At 71.5% G+C, this 19,718-nt stretch carries 15 protein-coding genes and 1 riboswitch; of the genes, 6 read left to right on the top strand and 9 right to left on the bottom strand.

The features are described from left to right. Positions 1 to 86: 86 nt before the first annotated feature. Both QQA12_RS11695 and QQA12_RS11690 read right to left on the bottom strand, forming a co-directional pair. A complete protein-coding gene (locus tag QQA12_RS11695) occupies positions 87 to 1,691 on the bottom strand; it encodes a peptide chain release factor 3 (protein WP_182334956.1) in 1,605 nt (534 codons plus the stop codon). A gap of 58 nt (positions 1,692 to 1,749) precedes the next feature. Continuing rightward, positions 1,750 to 2,544 (bottom strand): M23 family metallopeptidase, encoded by a 795-nt coding sequence (locus QQA12_RS11690; protein ID WP_226049391.1) that lies wholly within the window; start codon positions 2,542 to 2,544, stop codon positions 1,750 to 1,752. A 146-nt stretch (positions 2,545 to 2,690) separates the two neighbouring features. Beyond that, a riboswitch (SAM riboswitch) is annotated at positions 2,691 to 2,810 on the top strand. Between the two features lie 67 nt (positions 2,811 to 2,877). Here QQA12_RS11690 and QQA12_RS11685 point away from each other — a divergent pair. The 3 genes from QQA12_RS11685 to QQA12_RS11675 are packed head-to-tail and all read left to right on the top strand — an operon-like array spanning position 2,878 to position 6,208. Then, positions 2,878 to 3,906, top strand: coding sequence for a homoserine O-succinyltransferase (locus QQA12_RS11685; protein ID WP_054667087.1), 1,029 nt, complete (start codon positions 2,878 to 2,880; stop codon positions 3,904 to 3,906). Continuing rightward, a complete protein-coding gene (locus tag QQA12_RS11680) occupies positions 3,903 to 5,147 on the top strand; it encodes an O-succinylhomoserine (thiol)-lyase (protein ID WP_226049390.1) in 1,245 nt (414 codons plus the stop codon). The genes QQA12_RS11685 and QQA12_RS11680 overlap by 4 nt, the downstream gene beginning before the upstream one ends. After that, entirely contained in the window at positions 5,144 to 6,208 is a 1,065-nt protein-coding gene (locus tag QQA12_RS11675) for a homoserine dehydrogenase (protein WP_226049389.1), read from the top strand. Before QQA12_RS11680 ends, QQA12_RS11675 begins: the two co-directional genes overlap by 4 nt. Before the next feature lie 18 nt (positions 6,209 to 6,226). On the opposite strand, the gene QQA12_RS11670 is transcribed toward QQA12_RS11675, so the two are convergent. The 3 genes from QQA12_RS11670 to QQA12_RS11660 form a co-directional block, all read right to left on the bottom strand. Further along, complete coding sequence (locus QQA12_RS11670; protein WP_226049388.1) at positions 6,227 to 7,066, bottom strand: hypothetical protein; 840 nt, start codon at positions 7,064 to 7,066, stop codon at positions 6,227 to 6,229. A gap of 127 nt (positions 7,067 to 7,193) precedes the next feature. Next, on the bottom strand, positions 7,194 to 10,217 hold the full coding sequence (locus tag QQA12_RS11665) for a ligand-binding sensor domain-containing diguanylate cyclase (protein WP_226049387.1): 3,024 nt from the start codon (positions 10,215 to 10,217) through the stop codon (positions 7,194 to 7,196). A 151-nt stretch (positions 10,218 to 10,368) separates the two neighbouring features. Continuing rightward, positions 10,369 to 11,751, bottom strand: a complete 1,383-nt coding sequence (locus QQA12_RS11660; RefSeq protein ID WP_056931307.1) for an L-serine ammonia-lyase — start codon at positions 11,749 to 11,751, stop codon at positions 10,369 to 10,371. 98 nt (positions 11,752 to 11,849) lie between these two features. On the opposite strand from QQA12_RS11660, the gene QQA12_RS11655 reads away from it, so the two are divergent. Both QQA12_RS11655 and QQA12_RS11650 read left to right on the top strand, forming a co-directional pair. Next, positions 11,850 to 12,074, top strand: coding sequence for a glutaredoxin family protein (locus QQA12_RS11655; protein ID WP_054667076.1), 225 nt, complete (start codon positions 11,850 to 11,852; stop codon positions 12,072 to 12,074). Next, positions 12,071 to 12,541 (top strand): hypothetical protein, encoded by a 471-nt coding sequence (locus QQA12_RS11650; protein ID WP_054667074.1) that lies wholly within the window; start codon positions 12,071 to 12,073, stop codon positions 12,539 to 12,541. Before QQA12_RS11655 ends, QQA12_RS11650 begins: the two co-directional genes overlap by 4 nt. 24 nt (positions 12,542 to 12,565) lie before the next feature. Here QQA12_RS11650 and QQA12_RS11645 read toward each other — a convergent pair whose 3' ends face one another. Genes QQA12_RS11645 through QQA12_RS11635 form a run of 3 tightly spaced genes read right to left on the bottom strand, consistent with a single transcriptional unit; the run spans position 12,566 to position 14,384 of the window. Next, a complete protein-coding gene (locus QQA12_RS11645) occupies positions 12,566 to 13,132 on the bottom strand; it encodes a YceI family protein (RefSeq protein WP_226049386.1) in 567 nt (188 codons plus the stop codon). Continuing rightward, complete coding sequence (locus QQA12_RS11640; RefSeq protein ID WP_226049385.1) at positions 13,129 to 13,707, bottom strand: cytochrome b; 579 nt, start codon at positions 13,705 to 13,707, stop codon at positions 13,129 to 13,131. Before QQA12_RS11640 ends, QQA12_RS11645 begins: the two co-directional genes overlap by 4 nt. Beyond that, a complete protein-coding gene (locus QQA12_RS11635; protein WP_226049384.1) occupies positions 13,704 to 14,384 on the bottom strand; it encodes a YceI family protein in 681 nt (226 codons plus the stop codon). The genes QQA12_RS11640 and QQA12_RS11635 overlap by 4 nt, the downstream gene beginning before the upstream one ends. Before the next feature lie 313 nt (positions 14,385 to 14,697). On the opposite strand from QQA12_RS11635, the gene QQA12_RS11630 reads away from it, so the two are divergent. Further along, positions 14,698 to 18,255, top strand: coding sequence for an ATP-binding protein (locus tag QQA12_RS11630; protein WP_226049383.1), 3,558 nt, complete (start codon positions 14,698 to 14,700; stop codon positions 18,253 to 18,255). Here the strand turns inward: QQA12_RS11630 and mdtD are convergent, their stop codons facing one another. Beyond that, positions 18,256 to 19,677 carry a multidrug transporter subunit MdtD gene (gene mdtD, locus QQA12_RS11625; protein WP_226049382.1) on the bottom strand — a complete coding sequence of 474 codons (1,422 nt, stop codon included), beginning with the start codon at positions 19,675 to 19,677 and terminating at the stop codon, positions 18,256 to 18,258. Positions 19,678 to 19,718: the final 41 nt, after the last annotated feature.

Raw genomic sequence — 19,718 nt, 5'->3', positions numbered from 1 at the left:
GGGTGCACCCCCATGCCCGCCGGCGGTTGGGGGGGCCGTCATCCAGGCGGCAGGAGCGCGCCGGGGGCGCGCCTGCCGCCCGCCGCTTACGCCACCGAGACGGTGTGCGCGGCTTCGCGCGTGGCCGAGAAGCGCACGTCCGGTGCCCGTTCCTGCGCCAACTGCAGGTTGACCCGGGTCGGGGCGAGGTAGACCAGCTGCCCGGCGGCGTCCACGGCCAGGTTGTTGGCGTTCTTCTCGCGGAACTCCTCCAGCTTCCTGGCGTTGTCGCAATGCACCCAGCGCGCGGTGACCACGCCGACCGGTTCGAAGATGGCTTCCACCCCGTACTCGTCCTTCAGGCGGTAGGCGGCGACGTCGAACTGCAGCACGCCCACCGCGCCCAGGATCAGGTCGTTGCTCATGATCGGGCGGAAGAACTGGGTGGCGCCTTCCTCGGACAGCTGCGCCAGGCCCTTCTGCAGCTGCTTGAGCTTGAGCGGATCCTTCAGGCGCGCGCGCCGGAACAGTTCCGGGGCGAAGTTGGGGATGCCGGTGAAGGTGACCGGCTCGCCCTCGGTGAAGGTGTCGCCGATGGAGATGGTGCCGTGGTTGTGGATGCCGATCACGTCGCCCGGCCAGGCCTCGGCGGCGATCTCGCGGTCGCTGGCCATGAAGGTCAGCGCGTTGGCCAGCTTCATCTCCTTGCCGGTGCGCACGTGGAAGGTCTTCATGCCGGCGCTGAACCGGCCCGAGCACACGCGCATGAACGCCACGCGGTCGCGGTGCTGCGGGTCCATGTTGGCCTGGATCTTGAACACGAAGCCGCTGAGCTTGTCTTCCTGCGGGGCGATGGTGCGGCCGGTGGTGGCGCGCGGCTGCGGCGCCGGCGCGTGCTCGACGAAGAAATCCAGCAGCGGCTGCACGCCGAAGTTGTTAACGCCCGAGCCGAAGAACACCGGGGTCTGCTGGCCGCGCAGGTAGGCGTCCTTGTCGAACGGGTGGCTGGCGCCCTGCACCAGCTCCAGTTCCTCGCGCAGGTCGGCCAGCATCTTCTCGCCGATGCGCGCGGCCAGGCCGGGCGCGTCCAGCGACGGGAAGATCGTCGAATCCTGGCGGGTGAAGTTGCGGCCCGGCTCGTACAGGTGTACTTCGCCGGTCAGCAGGTGCACCACGCCCTTCAGGCGCTGGCCCATGCCGATCGGCCAGGTGACCGGCGCGCACTGGATGCCGAGCACGGTTTCCACCTCGTCGAGCAGCTCGATCGGGTCCTTGCCCTCGCGGTCGAGCTTGTTGATGAAGGTCATGATCGGGGTGTCGCGCAGGCGGCACACCTCCATCAGCTTGATGGTGCGCTCCTCCACGCCCTTGGCCACGTCGATCACCATCAGCGCCGAGTCCACCGCGGTGAGCACGCGGTAGGTGTCCTCGCCGAAGTCGGCGTGGCCGGGGGTGTCGAGCAGGTTGACGATCTTGCCTTCGTACGGGAACTGCATCACCGAGGATGTGACCGAGATGCCGCGCTCCTTTTCCAGCGCCATCCAGTCCGAGGTGGCGTGGCGGCTGGTCTTGCGCGACTTCACCGAGCCGGCCATCTGGATCGCGCCTCCGAACAGCAGCAGCTTTTCGGTCAGCGTGGTCTTGCCGGCGTCGGGATGGGAAATGATGGCGAAGGTGCGGCGGCGCGCGGCTTCGGATGCGACTTCGGACATGGCGGCTGCGCCCGCGGCGGGCGCGCATTGGGAAAGGGAAGCCGCCGATTATAGCCGTTCAGGGCGGGGCGCCCGTCTCGCGGGCGAAGCGCAGTTCGCCGCGCGGGCCGGCCATGCGGAACGGGATCGAGGCCAGCGCCAGCCCGGTGTTGGCCTGTACCGCGAAGTGCAGGTGCGGGCCGGTGCTGCGGCCGGTGTTGCCGGAGCGGGCCAGCACCTGCCCGGCCAGCACCGCCTGCCCGGGCCGGACCGCCAGGCTGCCCGCCTGCAGGTGGGCATACAGCGCCATGCCGCCGTCGGCGTGCAGCACCCGGACCAGGCAGCCGTCGACGGGCGCATCGGCCAGCACCTGCATCACCGTGCCGGCGCGGGCGGCGAGCACCGGCGTGCCTTCGGGCAGGGGAAAGTCGATGGCATGGCGGTTCTGCGCATCGCGGTGGCTGTGCGCGCCGTCAATGCCCTGGCTGACCCGGACCGGCACGCCGGCGAACGGCAACCGGTAGAGGTGGTCGCCGGGGCGCGCGGACGGGTCGCCGGGAAAGGCATCGAGCAGCAGGCGCGCGCCGCCGCCGGTATCGGCCAGCCACAGCAGGTCGCGCTGCCCGCCGGGTGGCAACAGTACCGGCGCGGCCATCGTCCTGCCGTCGGCGGCATCGCGCAGGCGCACCTGCAGCGGGCCGGCCAGCAGGTTGCGCACCTGCGCTTCGCGGCCGCCGCCACGGGCCTGGAGCAGCAGCTGCGCGAAACCGGGGGCATGGCCGCCGGCGCTTTCCGTCGGGGCCGTGCCGGTCAGCCCCCAGCCCTGGCGCCAGCGCGGCGCGGGGCCATCGCCCCGGGCGGGCAGGGCGACCATTGCTGACAGGAGCAGGAGCGTCAGGCGGTGCATGCGGTGGCGGCGGAGGTGGTGCCGGGATTATGCCGGCATGGTTGCATCGGAAACTCCATCGCTCCATCCGAATAAAGAGATTGACATGGGCCTGGGCAGCTGGCATCGTGTGTCCACCATCGAGACCGGCGGAGGGACAGGCCCTTTGATGCCGGGGCAACCAGCAGGTGCGCAAGCGCCTGTGCCTGGTGCCAAATCCTGCGGGGACCACCGCGTCCGCCGAAAGATGGTTCGATCCGTGCCCTGCACGGCGAACACGGGCCCGCGAAGCTCGATGGCTGCTCCTTACCGGATATCGCCATGCGTTTCGCCACTGCCACCGCCATCCGCGACTACCCGCCCGCCGCGCCCGACAGCGCGGCGCTTGCCCCTGCCGCCGTGCGCGGTGAAATCGACGTGCGCCTGGCCATGCGCCATGCCGGCGAGCGCACGCTGCGGCTGCGCTATGAACTGGTCGGCCGTGTCGATGCGCCGGTGGTGCTGGTGGCCGGCGGTATTTCCGCGCACCGCCACATCGCCGCCAACGCCGTGTTCGGCGAGAAGGGCTGGGCCGACGGACTGGTCGGCTGCGGCCGCGCGCTGGACCCGGCGCACCGCCGCCTGCTGGGCCTGGATTTCATCGGCGCCGACGGCGAGCTCGACGTGCCGATCGATACCGCCGACCAGGCCGACGCGGTGGCCCTGCTGCTGGACGCGCTGGGCATCGACAGCCTGCACGGCTGCGTCGGCTATTCCTACGGTGCGCTGGTCGGCCAGCAGCTGGCCATCCGCCACCCGCAACGGCTGGGCCGGCTGGTGGCGGTCAGCGGCGCGCATCGCCCGCATCCCTATGCCTCGGCCTGGCGCGCGCTGCAGCGGCGCGCGGTGGCGCTGGGCCAGCTGCAGTGCGCCGAAAGCCATGGGCTGGCGCTGGCGCGGCAGTTCGCCATGCTCAGCTACCGCACGCCGGAAGAATTCGGCGAGCGCTTCGACGCCCAGCCCGAAGTGGTGAACGGCCGCGTGCGCGTGGCCGCCGAGGACTACCTCGACGCCGCCGGTGCGCAGTACGTGGCGCGCACCCGGGTCAATGCCTACCTGCGCCTGTCCGAATCCATCGACCTGCACCGCGTCGAACCGGCCGCCATCGGCGTGCCGACGCTGGTGGTCGCGGTCGAGGGCGATCGCCTGGTGCCGTTGTCCGACCTGGTCAGCCTGGTCGAGGGCCTGGGCACGCGCGGAAGCCTGCGCGTGCTGCGTTCGCCCTACGGCCATGACGCCTTCCTGAAAGAGACCGATCGCATCGACGCGATCCTCGCCAACGCCCTTCGCCTTCCCGGAGAAAACGCATGAGCCTGTCCACCGCTTCCGATGTGTCCTGTTGCCGCGCCACCGCGGCCGTGCGTGCCGGCATCGATCGCGATACCGCCTATGGCGCCGTGACCCCGCCGCTGGTGCTGTCGTCCAACTTCAGCTTCGACGGCTTCGGCAACAAGCGCCAGTACGACTACACCCGCAGCGGCAACCCGACCCGCGACCTGCTCGGCGAAGCGCTGGCGGAACTGGAAGGCGGCGCCGGCGGGGTGGTCACCTCCACCGGCATGGGCGCGATCAACCTGGTGCTCAACGCGCTGTTGCAGCCGGGCGACAGGCTGGTGGTGCCGCATGACGCCTACGGTGGCAGCTGGCGCCTGTTCAACGCGCTGGCGAGCAAGGGCCATTTCGAGCTGATCACCGCGGACCTGACCGATCCGCGCGCACTGGCCGAAGCGTTGGCGCAGGCGCCGAAGCTGGTGCTGGTGGAAACCCCGTCCAATCCGCTGCTGCGCATCACCGACCTGCGTTTCGTGATCGATGCCGCGCACCGGGCCGGTGCCCGGGTAGTGGTGGACAACACCTTCCTGTCGCCGGCGCTGCAGAACCCGATCGCCTTCGGCGCCGACCTGGTGCTGCACTCGACCACCAAGTACGTCAACGGCCACAGCGACGTGGTCGGCGGCGCGGTGGTCGCGCGCGACGCCGAGCTGCACCAGCAACTGGCGTGGTGGGCCAACGCGCTGGGCCTGACCGGCTCGCCGTTCGATGCGTTCCTGACCCTGCGCGGCCTGCGCACGCTCGATGCACGCCTGCGCGTGCACCAGGAGAACACCCGCGCGCTGGTCGACCTGCTCGCCACCAGTGAAGTTGTGGCCAGGGTCTACTACCCGGGGCTGGAATCGCACCCGGGCCATGCGCTGGCCGCGCGCCAGCAGAAGGGTTTCGGCGCGATGCTGTCCTTCGAACTGGCCGCATGCGACGGTGCCGATCCGCATGCGGCGGTGCGCGCCTTCGTCGAAGGTCTGCGCTATTTCACCCTGGCCGAATCGCTCGGTGGCGTGGAGAGCCTGGTCGCGCACCCGGCCACCATGACCCATGCGGCGATGACCCCGGAAGCACGGGCCAAGGCCGGCATCAGCGATGGCCTGCTGCGGCTGTCGGTCGGCATCGAGGCCTGCGAGGACCTGGTGGCCGACCTGCAGGCCGGACTGCTGCGCGCCGCACGGGCGCTGGCCGACAGCCGTAGCGAGGCACTGCGGAAAACGGTGGACGCATGAGCGCGCAGTTGCGTCCGCAGGCGGCAGCGGCGCGGCTGGTGCTGCTGGGTACCGGCACGGTCGGCTCGGCCTTCATCGCCCGCTACCAGGCCCTGCGGCAGCGACAGCTCGACCTGCCGCTGCTGCACGTGGTGGCCAATTCGCGCATCGCGCTGGCCTGCGGCGACGCACCCGAGGCGGTGCTGTCGCGCGCGAGAGAGGCGACCCGGCAGGGTGACGCGCCGGCCCACGCCGAGGAAACCGGGCGCCTGCAGGCCGGCGACATCGTGGTCGACGCTACCGCCAGCGAGGACATCGCCGCCGAACATGCGCACTGGCTGGCACGGGGCATCCATGTGGTCACCGCCAACAAGCTGGGCAATGGCACCACGCTTGCGCGCGCGCGCCGGATCGGCGGGATCGTGGCCGCGGGCAGTGTGCGCTATGGCGATTCGGCCACCGTCGGCGCCGGCCTGCCGCTGCTGTCCAGCATCCGCGCGCTGGTGGCCGGTGGCGACCACGTGCATGCCATCGAAGGCGTGCTGTCCGGTTCGCTGGCATGGCTGTTCCATCGTTTCGACGGCAGCCAGCCGTTCTCCGCCTGCGTGCGCGAAGCGGCGGCGGCCGGTTACACCGAGCCCGATCCGCGCATCGACCTGTCCGGCGAGGACGTGCGCCGCAAGCTGCTGATCCTGGCGCGCGCGGCCGGGGTGGCGCTGGAGCCGGAACAGGTGGAGGTCGAGTCGCTGCTGCCGCCGGCGCTGGCGGCATTGCCGGCCGCGCAGGTCGATGCCGCGCTGGCGCAGCTGGACGCGCCCCTGGCGGCGCGCCTGCAGCAGGCGCGCGGGCAGGGGCTGTCGCTGTGCTTCGTGGCGCGCCTGGACGGGCACGGCGCCAGCGTCGGCCTGCGCGCGTTGCCGGCCGACCATCCGCTGGCCGGTGGCCGCGGCACCGACAACCGGGTGGCGATCCGCAGCGACCGCTACCGCGGGCAGCCGCTGCTGATCAAGGGGCCGGGTGCCGGTGCCGACGTCACCGCGGCGGCGCTGCTGGACGACGTGCTGGGCATCGCCAGGCGCTGACCGCCGCGCGCATGCGCTTCAGTGGCCCGCCGAGCGCGCGGCGAGGCGGCGTTCGACTTCGGCGCGGCCGAGGCGTGTGCCATCGCGGTCGACGACGCTGAATTCCACGCCGTTGTCCCACAGCAGCGGCGCGCCGAGCACCGCGATGTCTTCCGAGGCGGTGCGCGCCTGCAGGTCGAGCAGGTGCTGGTTGAAGCCTGCCGCCTGCAGCCAGGCACGGTAGCTGGAGTCGTGCTCGGTGGCGAACTGGTCCTGGTAGTGGCACTCCTCGCGCTCCGGCGAGGGTAGGGCGTCGCACTGCGCGTTGCGCTGGTGCAGGCCGATCACCGCATCCGGCTCCATCTGCCGCTGTGCGGCCGCGGCCCAGAGCGCGACGCAGATGCTGGCGCAGTAGCCGTGCACGCGCACGGTGAGGTTGTTCCTGCGCACGATGCGCGCCGCTTCCAGGCCGGTGATGGCGTAGCCGCCGCCGCTGGTGATGTCGATCCGCCGCACCGACGGCGCCGCGTCCAGCCATCTCGCCAGCTCGCTGGCGAAAGTGCGGCCGACGCCGCCTTCCACCCGCAGCGCGGTGCCCTGGTCGTGCAGGGTCATGCGGGCTTCGCCGATCTCCGCCAGCATGGTCGACTTCTCGCCACGCACGACCTGCGCCTGTGCCCGGGGCGCGGCCACGGCGGCCGCATCGGGTGCATCGGGCGTGGCCGCGGTGGCGGGCGGGTCCACCGCCGGCGGCCGCTTGCCGATGAACCAGGCAAGCACCAGCAGCGCGATCGCCGCCAGTACCAGCCGGGTCAGGGTCAGGCCACCGCCGCGGCGCGGCGCGGCCGCTGTCGCGGTGCGCGGACGCCGGGGTGGCAACGGTCCGTCGGGTTGCTGTACGCCCTGCATCCTTGCCCCGCTGCTGGCTGGTGATGGGTGATTCTGGTGCGCTGCCGGCCGCCGGTGCAACACGCCGCGTGCGTGGCCGGCCAGCGGTGTGTGGCGGTTACGGCGGGGCGCCGACGTCGATCCTGCCGTCGATGCCGAACATCTCCAGCACGCCGTTCTCCACCAGCCACCATGGATCGCCGGCCGCTACCGACAGGTCGTCGGGCGGCTGCGCGCCGGGGGCCGGCTGGTAGGCGATCCAGCCATTGCGCCCGGCGGTCTTGGCCCGGTACAGGGCGCGGTCGGCAAGGGTGACCAGTTGCTCCCAGCCCAGCAGCCGCGGACGGCTGGGGAACAGCGGGCATTCGATCAGGCCGACGGAGGCGGTGAGGCGATGCTGCTGGCCATTGCCCAGGTCGAAGCTGTGCGCGGCGATGCGGGTGCACAGGCGCTGGCCCAGCCGCCCCAGGCTGCCGCGCGGCAGCGGGCGGAACACCAGCAGGAATTCCTCGCCGCCCCAGCGCGCCACGTAGTCGCCGCTGCGCTTGAGCTCGCCGAGCAGCTGGCCCATCTGTTCCAGTACGCGGTCGCCGGCGGCGTGGCCGTGGGTGTCGTTGATCGACTTGAAATGGTCCACGTCGAGCAGCGCGAACACCACCGCCTCGCTGCCGTTGGCGTAGCCCTCGTCGCGTTCGTAGAACGACAGGTCGGTGGGGATCTGCTGGGTCAGGTAGCGCCGGTTGTGCAGGCCGGTGAGCGGGTCGGTGAAGCTGATGGCCTTCAGCTGCGCGTTGGCCGCCTGCAGGTCGCGGGTACGCTCCTGCACCAGGCGCTCCAGCTGCGCGCGCTGGCGCGCGTAGCGATGCTGCAGGCCGAGGTAGCCCAGCCAGATCAGCCCCGCCAGCCCGAGCATGGCCAGCAGGCGGAATGCGAGGGTTTCGTACAGCCGCCGCGGAATCTCCACCGCGACATGGGCGGCGTTGCGCAACGGTTCGGCCTGGCTGAAGTCGGCGACCTCGAAGGTGTAGTACCCGGGCGGCAGGCTGGCGTAGCTGGCGCTGCGCAGGGTCGGGTTGTCCAGCTCGTGCCAGTCCTTCTCGTAGCCGGCCAGCCGGTAGCGCAGCTGCGGAGCGTGCATCGGCTGGAAGTCGGGCAGGCTGAACTCGAAGCGCAGGTCGCGCGCGTCCAGCGGCAGCTTGAGCGTGCCGTGGCCGGTGGCCAGACGCCGGCCCTGGACCTGCACGTGGTCGATTCTGATATTGCGCGGCGCGCTGTCGGTGTCCGTGTCCACGTCCACCAGCAGGGTGCCGTCGCGGGTGGGCAGCCACAACCGGCCCTCGCGCAGCACCCCGCGGCTGTTGCCGGCGCCGTTGCAGCACTTGTCCTGCTGTCCGCCGGTGCGGTCGGTGCCGGAATTGATGACGATCTGCGCCGCCAGCGGCTGCCGCGGGTTGGCCAGGGCCCGGTCCAGCGAGGCCAGCGGCAGGCGGTAGACGCCGCGCATGCCGGCGACCCACAGGTCGTTGCCGTTCTGCGCCAGGTGGAATGCGACATTGGCCGGCAGCTCGCGCTCGCGGTCCAGCCAGTGCCAGCCATGGCCGTCATGGATCCGCAGGCTTTCGCCATTGCTGGTGCCCAGTACCCAGCGCCCGTCGCCAAGCTCGAGGAAGGCGGTGACCGGGGTTTCGTCGGAGAGTCCGCCGAGCCGGCCGGTAGGCAGGATGCGGCCGTCGCGCCATTCGTACAGGCCCTTGTAGGTGCCCAGCAGGATGCGCCCGTCGCGGGTCTCGTAGACCAGGCGGATGCGCGCATCGGCCAGTCCCTCGCGTTCGCCGTAGCGGGTCAGCTGCTTGCCGTCCTCGAGCAGGAACAGCCCTTGGGTGGTGGCGAACCACAGCCGTCCGGCGCGGTCGCGGACGATGCCGTTGATCTGCGCATCGCGCAGCGGCGCCAGTTCGGCTGGTTGCTCGAGGCGCTCGCCGCGCAGCACCGCGACCCCGGCGCGGGTGCCGATCCAGGTCTGGTCGCGCTCGGGCAGCAGGCTGTAGGCCTCCGGGTGCGGCAGCCGGTTGCCGGCCACGCGACTGGTGAAGCGCCCCTGCCGCCAGACGGCCACGCCGTTGCTGCTGCCGACCCAGATGCCGCCGTCCGGCGCCGCGGCGACCGACCACAGCAGCGGGTCCTGCAGCCCGTCGGCCTGGCTCAGGCGCCGGGTCCAGCCGTTCCATGCCCGGGTCACGCCCTCGACCATGCTGCCCAGCCACAGGTTGCCGTCGCGGTCCTCGAAGATCGCGCGGACGGCGATGGCGCCGGGCGTGTTGTGGATGCGTTCGGGCGGCTGGCCGGGGCGCAGCCGTTCCAGGTATTGCGGCGTGGCCACCCACAGGTTGCCGTCGCGGTCGGCGTGCATCGCTTCGACGGTCAGCACGTCGTCCGGATGCGGGTCCGCCGCCTGCCAACTGCCGTTGCGCAGGCGGAAGAGGCCGTTGCGGGTGCCGGCCCACAGGTCGCCATCGGCGTGTGCCAGCGCGATCACCGCGGCGGTCCCGGCGGCCGCCGGCAGCGGCAGGGTGCGTACCTTGCCGCCGGCGATGTGGAACACCCGGCCCTGGCCGCCGGCCCATAGCCCGTCCCCGCGCGCCAGCAGGCTCAGCGCCGGATCGGGCAGGGCCTGCACGCGCTGCAGCTTGCCTTCCCGCGGCGTGCAGATGCCCTCCGCGCAGCCGGCCAGGATGCGGCCGTCGAGCTTCAGCAGCGCGCTGGCGGGTGCCGGATGGTCGGCGACGGTGGGGGCGATGGCATGGAAGCGCTGGTCTTCCAGCAGCAGCAGCCCCTGCGCGGTGCCGATCCACAGCCGGTCGTCGTCGTCGGCCAGCAGCGCCAGGATGTTGTTGCCCAGTTCCGGGGCGTCGCGCTGGGTGTAGCGCACGAAGCGCACGCCGTCGAAACGCGCCAGCCCGGTCTGGGTGCCGAACCACAGGTAGCCGGCCGGGTCCTGGGTGATGGCCAGCACGCTGATCTGCGGCAGCCCCTGGTCCACCCCCCAGGTATCGGTGACGTAGTCGCGGAAGGGCTTGCCCGTGTCCAGGGCGGCAACGGGCTGGGAAACCGCCAGCAGGAGCAGCAGCCACAGGCGAGCCAACAGTCCGGTGCCGGTTGCCAGTGGCCGGCGCGGGTGGCGGATGATGGATGGATGGTCGATCGAGATTCCCCCTGAATCCCGCACTGCCGTCAGGTTACAACGAAAGCCATAGCGGCCCGGCCCGTGCCCACTTGAATGGAGGCGGTCGCGTTCAGCATTCGATGACGTTGACCGCCAGTCCGCCGCGGCTGGTTTCCTTGTACTTGTCCTGCATGTCGCGGCCGGTGTCGCGCATGGTCTTGATGACCTTGTCCAGGCTGACCTTGTGCTTGCCGTCGCCGCGCATGGCCATGCGTGCGGCGTTGATCGCCTTGACCGCGCCCATGGCGTTGCGCTCGATGCAGGGGATCTGCACCAGCCCGCCGATCGGGTCGCAGGTCAGGCCCAGGTTGTGCTCCATGCCGATCTCGGCGGCGTTCTCGATCTGCCCCGGCTTGCCGCCGAGGGCGGCCATCAGCCCGCCGGCGGCCATCGAACAGGCCACCCCGACTTCGCCCTGGCAGCCGACTTCGGCGCCGGAAATCGAGGCGTTCTCCTTGTACAGGATGCCGATCGCCGCGGCGGTCAGCAGGAAGTCGAACACGCCCTGCTCGTTGCTGCCCGGGCAGAAGCGGTCGTAGTAGTGCAGCACCGCCGGGATGATGCCGGCCGCGCCGTTGGTGGGCGCGGTGACCACGCGGCCACCGGCGGCGTTCTCCTCGTTGACCGCCAGCGCGTACAGGTTGACCCAGTCCAGGGTGGTCAGCGGGTCGCGCATGGCCGCTTCCGGGCGCGCGGACAGTTCGCGGTGCAGCGCCGGGGCGCGGCGGCCCACGTGCAGGCCGCCCGGCAGCGTGCCTTCGGAACGGATGCCGCGCGCCACGCAGGCCTGCATGGCGTCCCAGATCTCGCGCAGGCCGGAGCGGATCTCGTCCTCGCTGCGCCAGCACTTCTCGTTCTCGAACATCAGCGCGGCGATGCTCAGGCCGCTGCGCGCGGCCTGGGCCAGCAGTTCGTCGCCGCTCTTGAACGGATACGGCAGCGGCGTCTGGTCGGGCACGATGCGGTCGTCGGCGGCATCGTCGGCATTGACCACGAAGCCGCCACCGACGGAGTAGTAGTCGCGGGTGGCGATGACCGCGTCGTTGGCGTCGAACGCGGTGAAGCGCATGCCGTTGGTGTGGTACGGCAGCTTCTGGCGCTTGTTCAGGGCCAGGTCGCGCTTCTCGTCGAAGGCGATCTCGTGCTGGCCCATCAGGTTGATGCGCCTGGACGAGCGGATGCGCGCCAGCGTGGCCGGGATCACGTCCGGGTCGATCAGGTTGGGGCGGTGGCCTTCCAGGCCGAGCAGCACGGCGGTGTCGGTGCCGTGGCCGCGGCCGGTCAGGGCCAGCGAGCCGAACACCTCGGCGCGGATGCGGCTGACACTGGCCAGCTGGCCGGGGTCGAGCAGCCAGCGGTGGACGAAACGCTCGGCCGCGCGCATCGGGCCCACGGTGTGCGACGAACTCGGGCCGATGCCGATCTTGAACAGGTCGAACGTGCTGACGGACATTGCGTTGTGCGTGCTGCCTGGAGGAGTGGCTATTCTACGGGTTCGCCGCTGACGGCCCTGCCCGCAGCGCAGCATCGGACCTGGATGGGGTGTGGGGAATGGGCTTGATTCTGTACCAGCGCGACGATTGCCACCTGTGCGACCTGGCGCTGGAGGTGCTGGCGCAGGCCCGCGCGCCGGCGTTCGACAGCGTGTTCATCGACGACGACGACGCGCTCGAAATGCGCTACGGCACGCGCGTGCCGGTGCTGCGCGACAGCGCCAGCGGCGCCGAGCTGGAGTGGCCGTTCGATGCCGATGGCGTGCGCCGGTGGTTGCGGTGAGCGTACGCGCCTGCTCGCCACTGCTTGCCGTGCTGGGCATGGCCGCGGCCGGCGCCGGTGCGGCGGACGTGGACCTGGCCAAGGCGCTGCCGGCGGATCGTGCCGGTTTCGCGTGGCAGGGGCGCACCCTGGCGCAGGTGCTGCCGGTGGAAGGCATCGAGCGCCTGGTGCTGTTGAAGGCGGTCACCAGTGCGCCGGCAGGGCTGGACATGCGCAACCTGCGGCGCATGCTGCACGAGGCCGCGGCCATGCCCCTGCAGGCGCCGGTGCAGGGCGAGCGGCAGCCGCTGCAGGCCGGCGGCCCGGACACGGTGTGGGAGGCGGTGCTGCTGATGCGCGACGGCGGGGTGTTCGGCCTGGCCGTGCGTCCCGGCCAGGACGGGCAGGCGCACCGGCATCGCGCCTGCCTGACCGACGCCTCGGGCCGGCGCGGTTGCTTCGACATCCCGGGCCAGGCCCCCGGCTGAGCGCGGTGCCGGGGGCGCGTGCGCTTACCTGGCGCGCAGCACGACCTTGGTGCTGATGGCGGTTTCGTCGGGAATGGTCTTGGTGTCGGCCCAGTCGCCACCGCCGACGCCGAAGTCCAGGCGCTTGACCGTGGCCTTGCCGGTCAGCACCGGCTGCGCGCCGGGCGTCCAGGTGAAGGTGAGGGTGACCGGCTTGCTGACCCCGCGCAGCTGCAGCGTGCCGTCGGCCGCGAACTGGTTCCCGCCCACGGCGCGGAAACCGCTGGCGGTGTAGCGCGCCTGCGCGAACTGGGCGACGTTGAAGAAGTCCTTGCCCTGCAGCGTCGAATCGCGGTCGCTGTTGCCGCTGCGCGCGCCGGCCAGCGGGATGGTGACGTCGAGCTTGCCTGCGGCCGGGTTGGCCGGGTCGAAGCTGAGCTGCGTCTGGAAGCCCGGGAAGGTGCCGGTGAACACCTCGCCGTCGTACTTGGTGGCGAACACCAGGATCGAACCGGGCGCCTGTTCGTAGTCCGCGGCCATGGCCGGGGCGGCGGCCAGCATGCCGGCCAGGGCGGCCGCCACGGCGGCCGGGGTGGTGAGCTTGATGTTCATGCGGATTCCTTCTGTGGGGTATCGAGCCAGCCCTGCGGCAGCATGCGTACAAGCGTGGCGTCGCGCTGCTGGATATGGTGGTAGAGGGCGGCGCCGGCATGCGCCAGCACCACCAGGATCAGCAGCCAGAAGCCCCATTCGTGGAGCGCGTGCGAGAGCTGCGCGGCGCCTTCGTCGGGTGCCACCAGCTTGGGCATTTCCAGCAGTCCGAACAGCTTGAACGGGCGCAGCCCGCTGGCCGAGTCGTACAGCCAGCCCGACAGCGGGATGGCGAACATCATCACGTACAGCAGCCAATGGGTGGCACTGGCGATGCGCTCCTGCCAGCCCGGGGTGCCCGGGACCGGCCGCGGCGCGCCGGCATACAGGCGCCACGCCAGCCGCAACACCACCAGCACCAGCACGGTGATGCCGATCGACTTGTGCGCGGTGTAGACCCAGAAATACTTCGGCGTCCTGGGCAGCTCGCCCATGAGCAGGCCGACGATGCCCAGGGCGAGGATCAACAGGGCGATCAGCCAGTGCAGGCTCTTGCTGACGCTGCCCCAGCGGTCAGGCGTGTTCTTCAGGCTCATGGACGGGATTCCGGTTGCGGGGAAAGTCGGGTGGCGGCCTCGGCCGCGGCGTGCGTGTCGTCGGCGGCGGCCGGCGCCGGGTCAGTGGCCTCCGGCGCCCTGGCATCGTCGTCGCGTACCGCCTCGGCTTCGATGCGCAGTTCGACGCGGTTGCCGATCACCGACTGCCAGGCGTCGATGCCGAAGTCCGAGCGCTGCACGCTGGCGGTGGCGGAAAACCCGGCGGTGCGGCGGAACGGCGGCAGCGGATGCCGCGCGACCGCGTTGAGGTGGACGTCGAGCACGACCTCGCGGGTGACGCCACGCAGGGTCAGCAGGCCATGCACGCGCGCGTTGCGCGCATCCACCGGCTCGATGCGGGTGGAGACGAAGCGCGCCTGCGGGTAGCGCTGGCCGTCGAGCAGGTTGCGCGCCAGCGTGGCCTGGTTCCACTTGTCGTTGCCCAGGTCGAGCCGGGCGACCGGCACCACCACCTCCAGGCGCGCGCCGGACCAGTCGTCGGGATCGAACTCCAGCACGCCCTCGCTGCCGGACACGGTGCCCAGCGCCTGCGAGAATCCGGCATGTTCGACCGCGAACAGCACCCGCGTATGCACCGGGTCCAGCCGGTAGCGGTCGGCGGCCGGTGCCGACAGCGGCAGCAGGCAGGCCAGCAGCAGGACGAGGGAACGGGGCAAGGGTCGGCTCCGGCGGGGGTTGGGGGATTCTAGGCACATGCCCGTCATGGTTTGTTGCCTGGCGGCGCAATGGATTGTTGCGCGTTTCCTGCTGTGCCGGCCTGGCCAAGTGCCCGCGGCGTGGTGCCGTGGCGGCGCCTGCCGGCGCGGAGCGGCCATCGTGCGGCGCGGATGGTATTTTCCCCGCTGACAGGGAGCGCGACGGGCGACGGATGGGAACCAGGGGCAGCAACGAAACCAGCGGACCGGCACCGGCGTGCACGGCCGCCGCCGCCGTGTGCCTGCCCGCGACCGCGCGCGCGGAGAGCCGGCGATGAGGGCGTGGTGGCGCGGGTTGCTGTGCCTGTTGCTGATGCTGGGGGCGGCGCAGGCCGCGGCCGAGGTGCCGATCACCCCGCAGCCGCGTCGGCTGGGCGTGGCCGATGGGCTGCCGTCGGCCAACATCAATGCGTTCGCCGAGGACCGGCGCGGCTACATGTGGCTGGCCAGCCACGACGGGCTGGCGCGCTTCGACGGGCGCAATTTCCGCATCTGGCGCGCCGAGGACGGCCTGCGCGACAACCTGATCTGGAGCCTGCACGTGGACGCCGGCAACCGGCTCTGGTTCGGCACCCAGAACGCGGGCCTGGGGATGCTGTCGGCCGATCGCCGCAGCTTCCGCTTCTTCGACCGCGAGACGTATCCGCAGATCGCCAGCAATACCGTGTGGAGCATCGCCTCCACGCCCGATGGCAGCGTCTGGTTCGGCACCCCGACCGCCGGCCTCTACCGGGTGGCCGTGGATGGCACGCTCCAGCGCTTCATGCCGGTCCCCGGGCAGCCCGACAGCCTGCCGTCGGCGTCCATCGCCTACCTGGCGGTCACCCCGGACGGCGTGCTGTGGGTGGGCAGCAAGGGCGGGCTGGCGCGCTGGACCGGCAGCGGCTTCGAGCGCGAGGGCGAGGCGGTGCTGCCGTCGCCACGGATCAACGGCCTGAAGGTCGACGGCGCCCAGCGGCTGTGGATCGCGACCAACGGCGGGGTGGTGGTGCGCCATCGCGACGGGCGTTTCGAGCGCATGCAGTGGCCCGGTTCGGAGTACGGCCACGTGCTCAACGTGCTGCAGTACGCGAGCGACGGCAACTACTGGCTGGACACGCTGCAGGGCCTGGGCCGCAGCCGCAACGGCGCGGAGGTCAACAACGTGCCGCTGTACAGCGCGCAGGAACGCGGGATGGTCAAGCCCAACTGGAGCACCGCCTACGAGGACCGCGACGGGGGCCTGTGGTTTGCCAGCACCAATGCCGGCCTGTGGCACCTGTCGCCGAACTGGCGGCAGTTCTCGGTGTTGGCGCGGCACCTGGACGACCCATCCTCGCTGCGCAATCCGTATGCGCTGGCGATGGCCGCCTCCGCTTCCGGCGGCATCTGGGTGGTGGGTACCCGCGGCGCGCTGGACCGGCTCGATCCGGCCAGCGGCGCGGTCGAACACCACCTGCAACCGGTGGACGGCATCCACTGGCCGCAGTCGGTGGCCGAAGACCCGCAGGGCCGGGTCTGGATCGGCAGCCTGGACACGCTGGTGCGCTACGACCCGCGCGGCGGAGCGGTGCGCCGCTGGCAGCATGGCGATGCGGTGGATGCGGCGATGGTCGGCGATGGCGACATCGTGCGGATCTGCGATGGCCAGGTGTGGATCTATTCGGAGGACGGCGGCATCCAGCAGCGCGATGCGCAGGGCCGCGTCATCCTGCACCTGGCGCCGGGCCAGCACGGCCTGCCGCAGGGCGCGCTGCAGGACATGCAGTGCGGACCCGGCAGCGGGGTGTGGCTGTCCGGCGCCACCGGGCTGTTGGCGTGGCAGCCGCAGGCCGGCGCCTTCGCGCCGGTGCCGGGGGGACCGCAGGTACCGGCGCACGCCTTCAACGTCGGCGCCAACGGCACGGTGTGGGTGGCCCTGCTCGGGCGCTTGGAGCGCTACCGCTGGGACGGCGGGCAACTGCACTGGGAGGACGGCATCGGCGCCGACCAGGGCTACCCCATGCTGGCCGCCGGCGGGCTGGTCATCGACGACCGCGGCATTGCCTGGGCGAGCAGCGCGCGCGGCCTGATCCGGGTCGATCCGCAGCGGCGTTCGGTGCGCCTGTATGGCGTGCACGACGGCCTGCCGGGGCAGGAGTTCCGGCGCCGTGGCCTGGTGCAGGCGCGCAGCGGCCAGATTGCCGGCGGCACTCCCGAAGGCGTGGTGCTGTTCGACCCGGCCCAGGTCGGGCCGCCGGCGCGGCGGCCGCCGTTGGTGATCGAGCGGATCAGCGTGCACCGCGGCGACCGCATGCACGACCTCTCCGGGCAGCCGGTGCTGCGGATCAAGGACGGAGACCGCGACCTGCATGTGGTGGCGCGGTTGCTGGCGTTCGCCGACTCCACCAACAACCAGTACCGGTTCCGGCTGAGCGGCTACGACCCGGACTGGGTCAATGCCGGCGCCAGCGGCGAACGCGTATTCCCGCGCCTGGCGCCGGGCAGCTACACCCTGCAGATCCAGGGCGCGGTGCCCGGCGGCGGCTGGATCGCCACCCCCGACGTGCGGATCGAGGTCGCGCCGCCCTGGTGGCGCAGCGGCTGGGCGATGGCCGCCTACGCGCTGGCCGCGGCCCTGGCGCTGGGCATCGCGGTGCTGGCCTACCGCGCGCGCCTGCAGCGGCGCAGTGAATGGCAACTGGCCGAACAGCGGCGCGAACTGGCCGAACAGGCCTCCTCGGCCAAGACCCGCTTCCTGGCCACGTTCGGGCACGAGGTGCGCACGCCGATGACCGGCGTGCTGGGCATGACCGAACTGCTGCTCGATACCCGGCTGGACGATACCCAGCGCCGCTATGCCGGTTCGATCCAGCAGGCGGGCATCCACCTGCTGCAGCTGGTCAACGATTCGCTCGACCTGGCGCGCATCGAGGCCGGCCGCCTGGAGCTGGACAGCCAGCCGTTCGAGCTGGCGCCGCTGCTGGACGAGGTCGCCGCGCTGATCGCGCCGGTGGTGCGCAAGCGCGGGCTGCTGTTCGTGCAGGAGCCGCGCCTGCCGATGCCGGTGCGGGTGACCGGGGACGCCATGCGCCTGCGCCAGATCCTGATGAACCTGCTCGGCAATGCCGCCAAGTTCACCGGGCATGGCCAGGTCGGGCTGGGGGTGGAGCTGCTGCCGGAAGGCGCCGGCATCCGCCTGCAGGTCAGCGATACCGGCCCGGGCATCACCGCCGAGCAGCAGGCGCGGCTGTTCCGCCGCTTCGAACAGGCCGAAGGGCCGCAGACCGCCTCGCGCTACGGCGGCAGCGGGCTGGGGCTGGCGATCTGCCAGGAGCTGGCGGCGGCCATGGGCGGCAGCATCCGCATCGACAGCCGGCTGGGCGCGGGCGCGCGCTTCATCGTCGAGCTGCCGCTGCCGTGGACGCCGCTTGCCGGCGAAGGGTCCGGACCGGCACGTGCGCCGGGGCAGGGCCCGGAAGGCAGCCTGTGCATCCTGCTGGTCGAGGACGACCCGACCGTGGCCGATGTCATCGCCGGCCTGCTGCGCGCGCGCGGCCACCAGGTGGTGCATGCGCTGCATGGCCTGGCGGCGCTGGCCGAAGTGGCGGCGTGGCCGTTCGACATCGGCCTGCTCGACCTGGACCTGCCGGCGCTCGATGGCATGGCGCTGGCGGCGCAGCTGCGCGGCCAGGGCCATCACTTTCCGCTGGTGGCGGTGACCGCGCGTGCCGATGGCGCCGCCGAGCAGCAGGCGCGCGCGGCGGGCTTCGACGGGTTCCTGCGCAAGCCGGTGACCGGCGAGATGCTGGTGGCGGCCATCGCCGCGGCCTGGCGCCCGAAGGGCGCACCGGCGGCGCCGGCCGCGGACTGACTACTCCACCACTTCCTCGACCGCGCGCGGGTGCGGTCGGTTTTCCGGCAACTGCCAGAACACCAGGGTCGAGCTGAGCGTGATCGCGCCGACGCAGACGAACGTGGCGTGCAGCGCGGCGCTGGCACCGTGGCCAACGAGATGGGTGCCGAAGGCGGACAGCAGGCTGCCGGCGGCGGCCGCGCCGAAGCCGGTGGCCAGCATCATCACCATCGACAGCAGGCTGTTGCCGCTGCTGGCCTGCCCGGCATCGAGGTCGCGCAGGGTGACCGTGTTCATCACCGTGAACTGCATCGAGTTGAAGGCGCCGAACAATGCCAGCTGCAGCAGTTGCAGCGGCAGCGGCTGTCGTTCGCTGACGAACATGAAGCTGGCCATCGCCAGGCCCACGCACACGGTGTTGATCATCAGGATGCGGCGGTAGCCGAAACGTTCCACCAGGGTCACCGCCATGCGCTTGGCGGCCATGCCGGCCAGTGCCACCGGGATCATCATCATGCCCGCCGTCATCGGGCTCATGCCCAGGCCCACCTGCAGCAGCAGCGGGATCAGCAGGGGCATGGCGCCGCTGCCGATGCGCGAGAACAGGTTGCCTAGGATGCCGATGCGGAAGCTGGCGATCCGGAACAGGGTCAGCGGAAACAGCGCATCGCTGCGCCCGGCCGCGTGCAGCCAGTAGCCGGCCAGCGCGGCGATGCCGACCACCGCCAGCAGCAGCACCAGCGCATGCGCCGAGCCGAAGCCGGAGGCGCCGTCCAGCGCCAGCGACAGCGCGACCATGCCGAACGCCAGCATCAGGTAGCCGGCCAGATCGAAATGATGCCGTTCCTGGCCGTAGTGGTCGGGCATGATCCGCAGCGCGGCCAACAGCCCGGCCAGCCCGATCGGCAGGTTGATCAGGAAGATCCAGTGCCACGATGCGGCCTGCACCAGCCAGCCGCCCAGCGTCGGCCCCAGCAGCGGACCGACCAGCGCCGGGATCGCGATGAAGCTCATCGCCGACAGGAACTGCTCGCGCGGCACCGAGCGCATCACCGCCAGCCGCCCCACCGGCAGCAGCATCGCGCCACCGATACCCTGCAGCACGCGCGCGGCCACCAGCCAGTGCAGCGTCGGCGACAGCGCGCAGGCCAGCGAGCCCAGGGTGAACAGCACGATCGCCGCCAGGAACGTGCGGCGGGTGCCGACCCGGTCGGCGATCCAGCCCGAGGCCGGGATGAAGCTGGCCACCGCCAGCGCATAGCTGAATACCACCGACTGCATCTGCAGCGGGCTCTCGCCCAGGCTGCGCGCCATCGCCGGCAACGCGGTGTTGACGATGGTCGAATCCAGCATCTGCATGAAGATCGCCAGCGAGACCAGCCACAGCAGTGGCTTGTGCGGATCAGCGGCGGGCAGTGGGCTGGACGGGGGCGTGGACATCAGGCGCGCTCATGGCCGGGGTGGGGCCGCCATTGTCCGGG

This window comes from Stenotrophomonas sp. 17(2023) (assembly GCF_030345315.1).
GTDB lineage: Bacteria > Pseudomonadota > Gammaproteobacteria > Xanthomonadales > Xanthomonadaceae > Stenotrophomonas > Stenotrophomonas acidaminiphila.
This window is presented reverse-complemented; position numbering and strand designations above follow the sequence as displayed.

What these genes read in the sequence shown, in the direction of transcription:
- QQA12_RS11685 (WP_054667087.1), top strand. Translation starts at nt 2,878, where the DNA reads ATGCGTTTCGCCACTGCCACCGCCATCCGCGACTACCCGCCCGCCGCG.
- QQA12_RS11695 (WP_182334956.1), bottom strand. Translation starts at nt 1,691, where the DNA reads ATGTCCGAAGTCGCATCCGAAGCCGCGCGCCGCCGCACCTTCGCCATC.
- mdtD (WP_226049382.1), bottom strand. Translation starts at nt 19,677, where the DNA reads ATGTCCACGCCCCCGTCCAGCCCACTGCCCGCCGCTGATCCGCACAAG.
- QQA12_RS11690 (WP_226049391.1), bottom strand. Translation starts at nt 2,544, where the DNA reads ATGGTCGCCCTGCCCGCCCGGGGCGATGGCCCCGCGCCGCGCTGGCGC.
- QQA12_RS11630 (WP_226049383.1), top strand. Translation starts at nt 14,698, where the DNA reads ATGAGGGCGTGGTGGCGCGGGTTGCTGTGCCTGTTGCTGATGCTGGGG.
- QQA12_RS11640 (WP_226049385.1), bottom strand. Translation starts at nt 13,707, where the DNA reads ATGAGCCTGAAGAACACGCCTGACCGCTGGGGCAGCGTCAGCAAGAGC.
- QQA12_RS11680 (WP_226049390.1), top strand. Translation starts at nt 3,903, where the DNA reads ATGAGCCTGTCCACCGCTTCCGATGTGTCCTGTTGCCGCGCCACCGCG.
- QQA12_RS11655 (WP_054667076.1), top strand. Translation starts at nt 11,850, where the DNA reads ATGGGCTTGATTCTGTACCAGCGCGACGATTGCCACCTGTGCGACCTG.
- QQA12_RS11660 (WP_056931307.1), bottom strand. Translation starts at nt 11,751, where the DNA reads ATGTCCGTCAGCACGTTCGACCTGTTCAAGATCGGCATCGGCCCGAGT.
- QQA12_RS11675 (WP_226049389.1), top strand. Translation starts at nt 5,144, where the DNA reads ATGAGCGCGCAGTTGCGTCCGCAGGCGGCAGCGGCGCGGCTGGTGCTG.
- QQA12_RS11645 (WP_226049386.1), bottom strand. Translation starts at nt 13,132, where the DNA reads ATGAACATCAAGCTCACCACCCCGGCCGCCGTGGCGGCCGCCCTGGCC.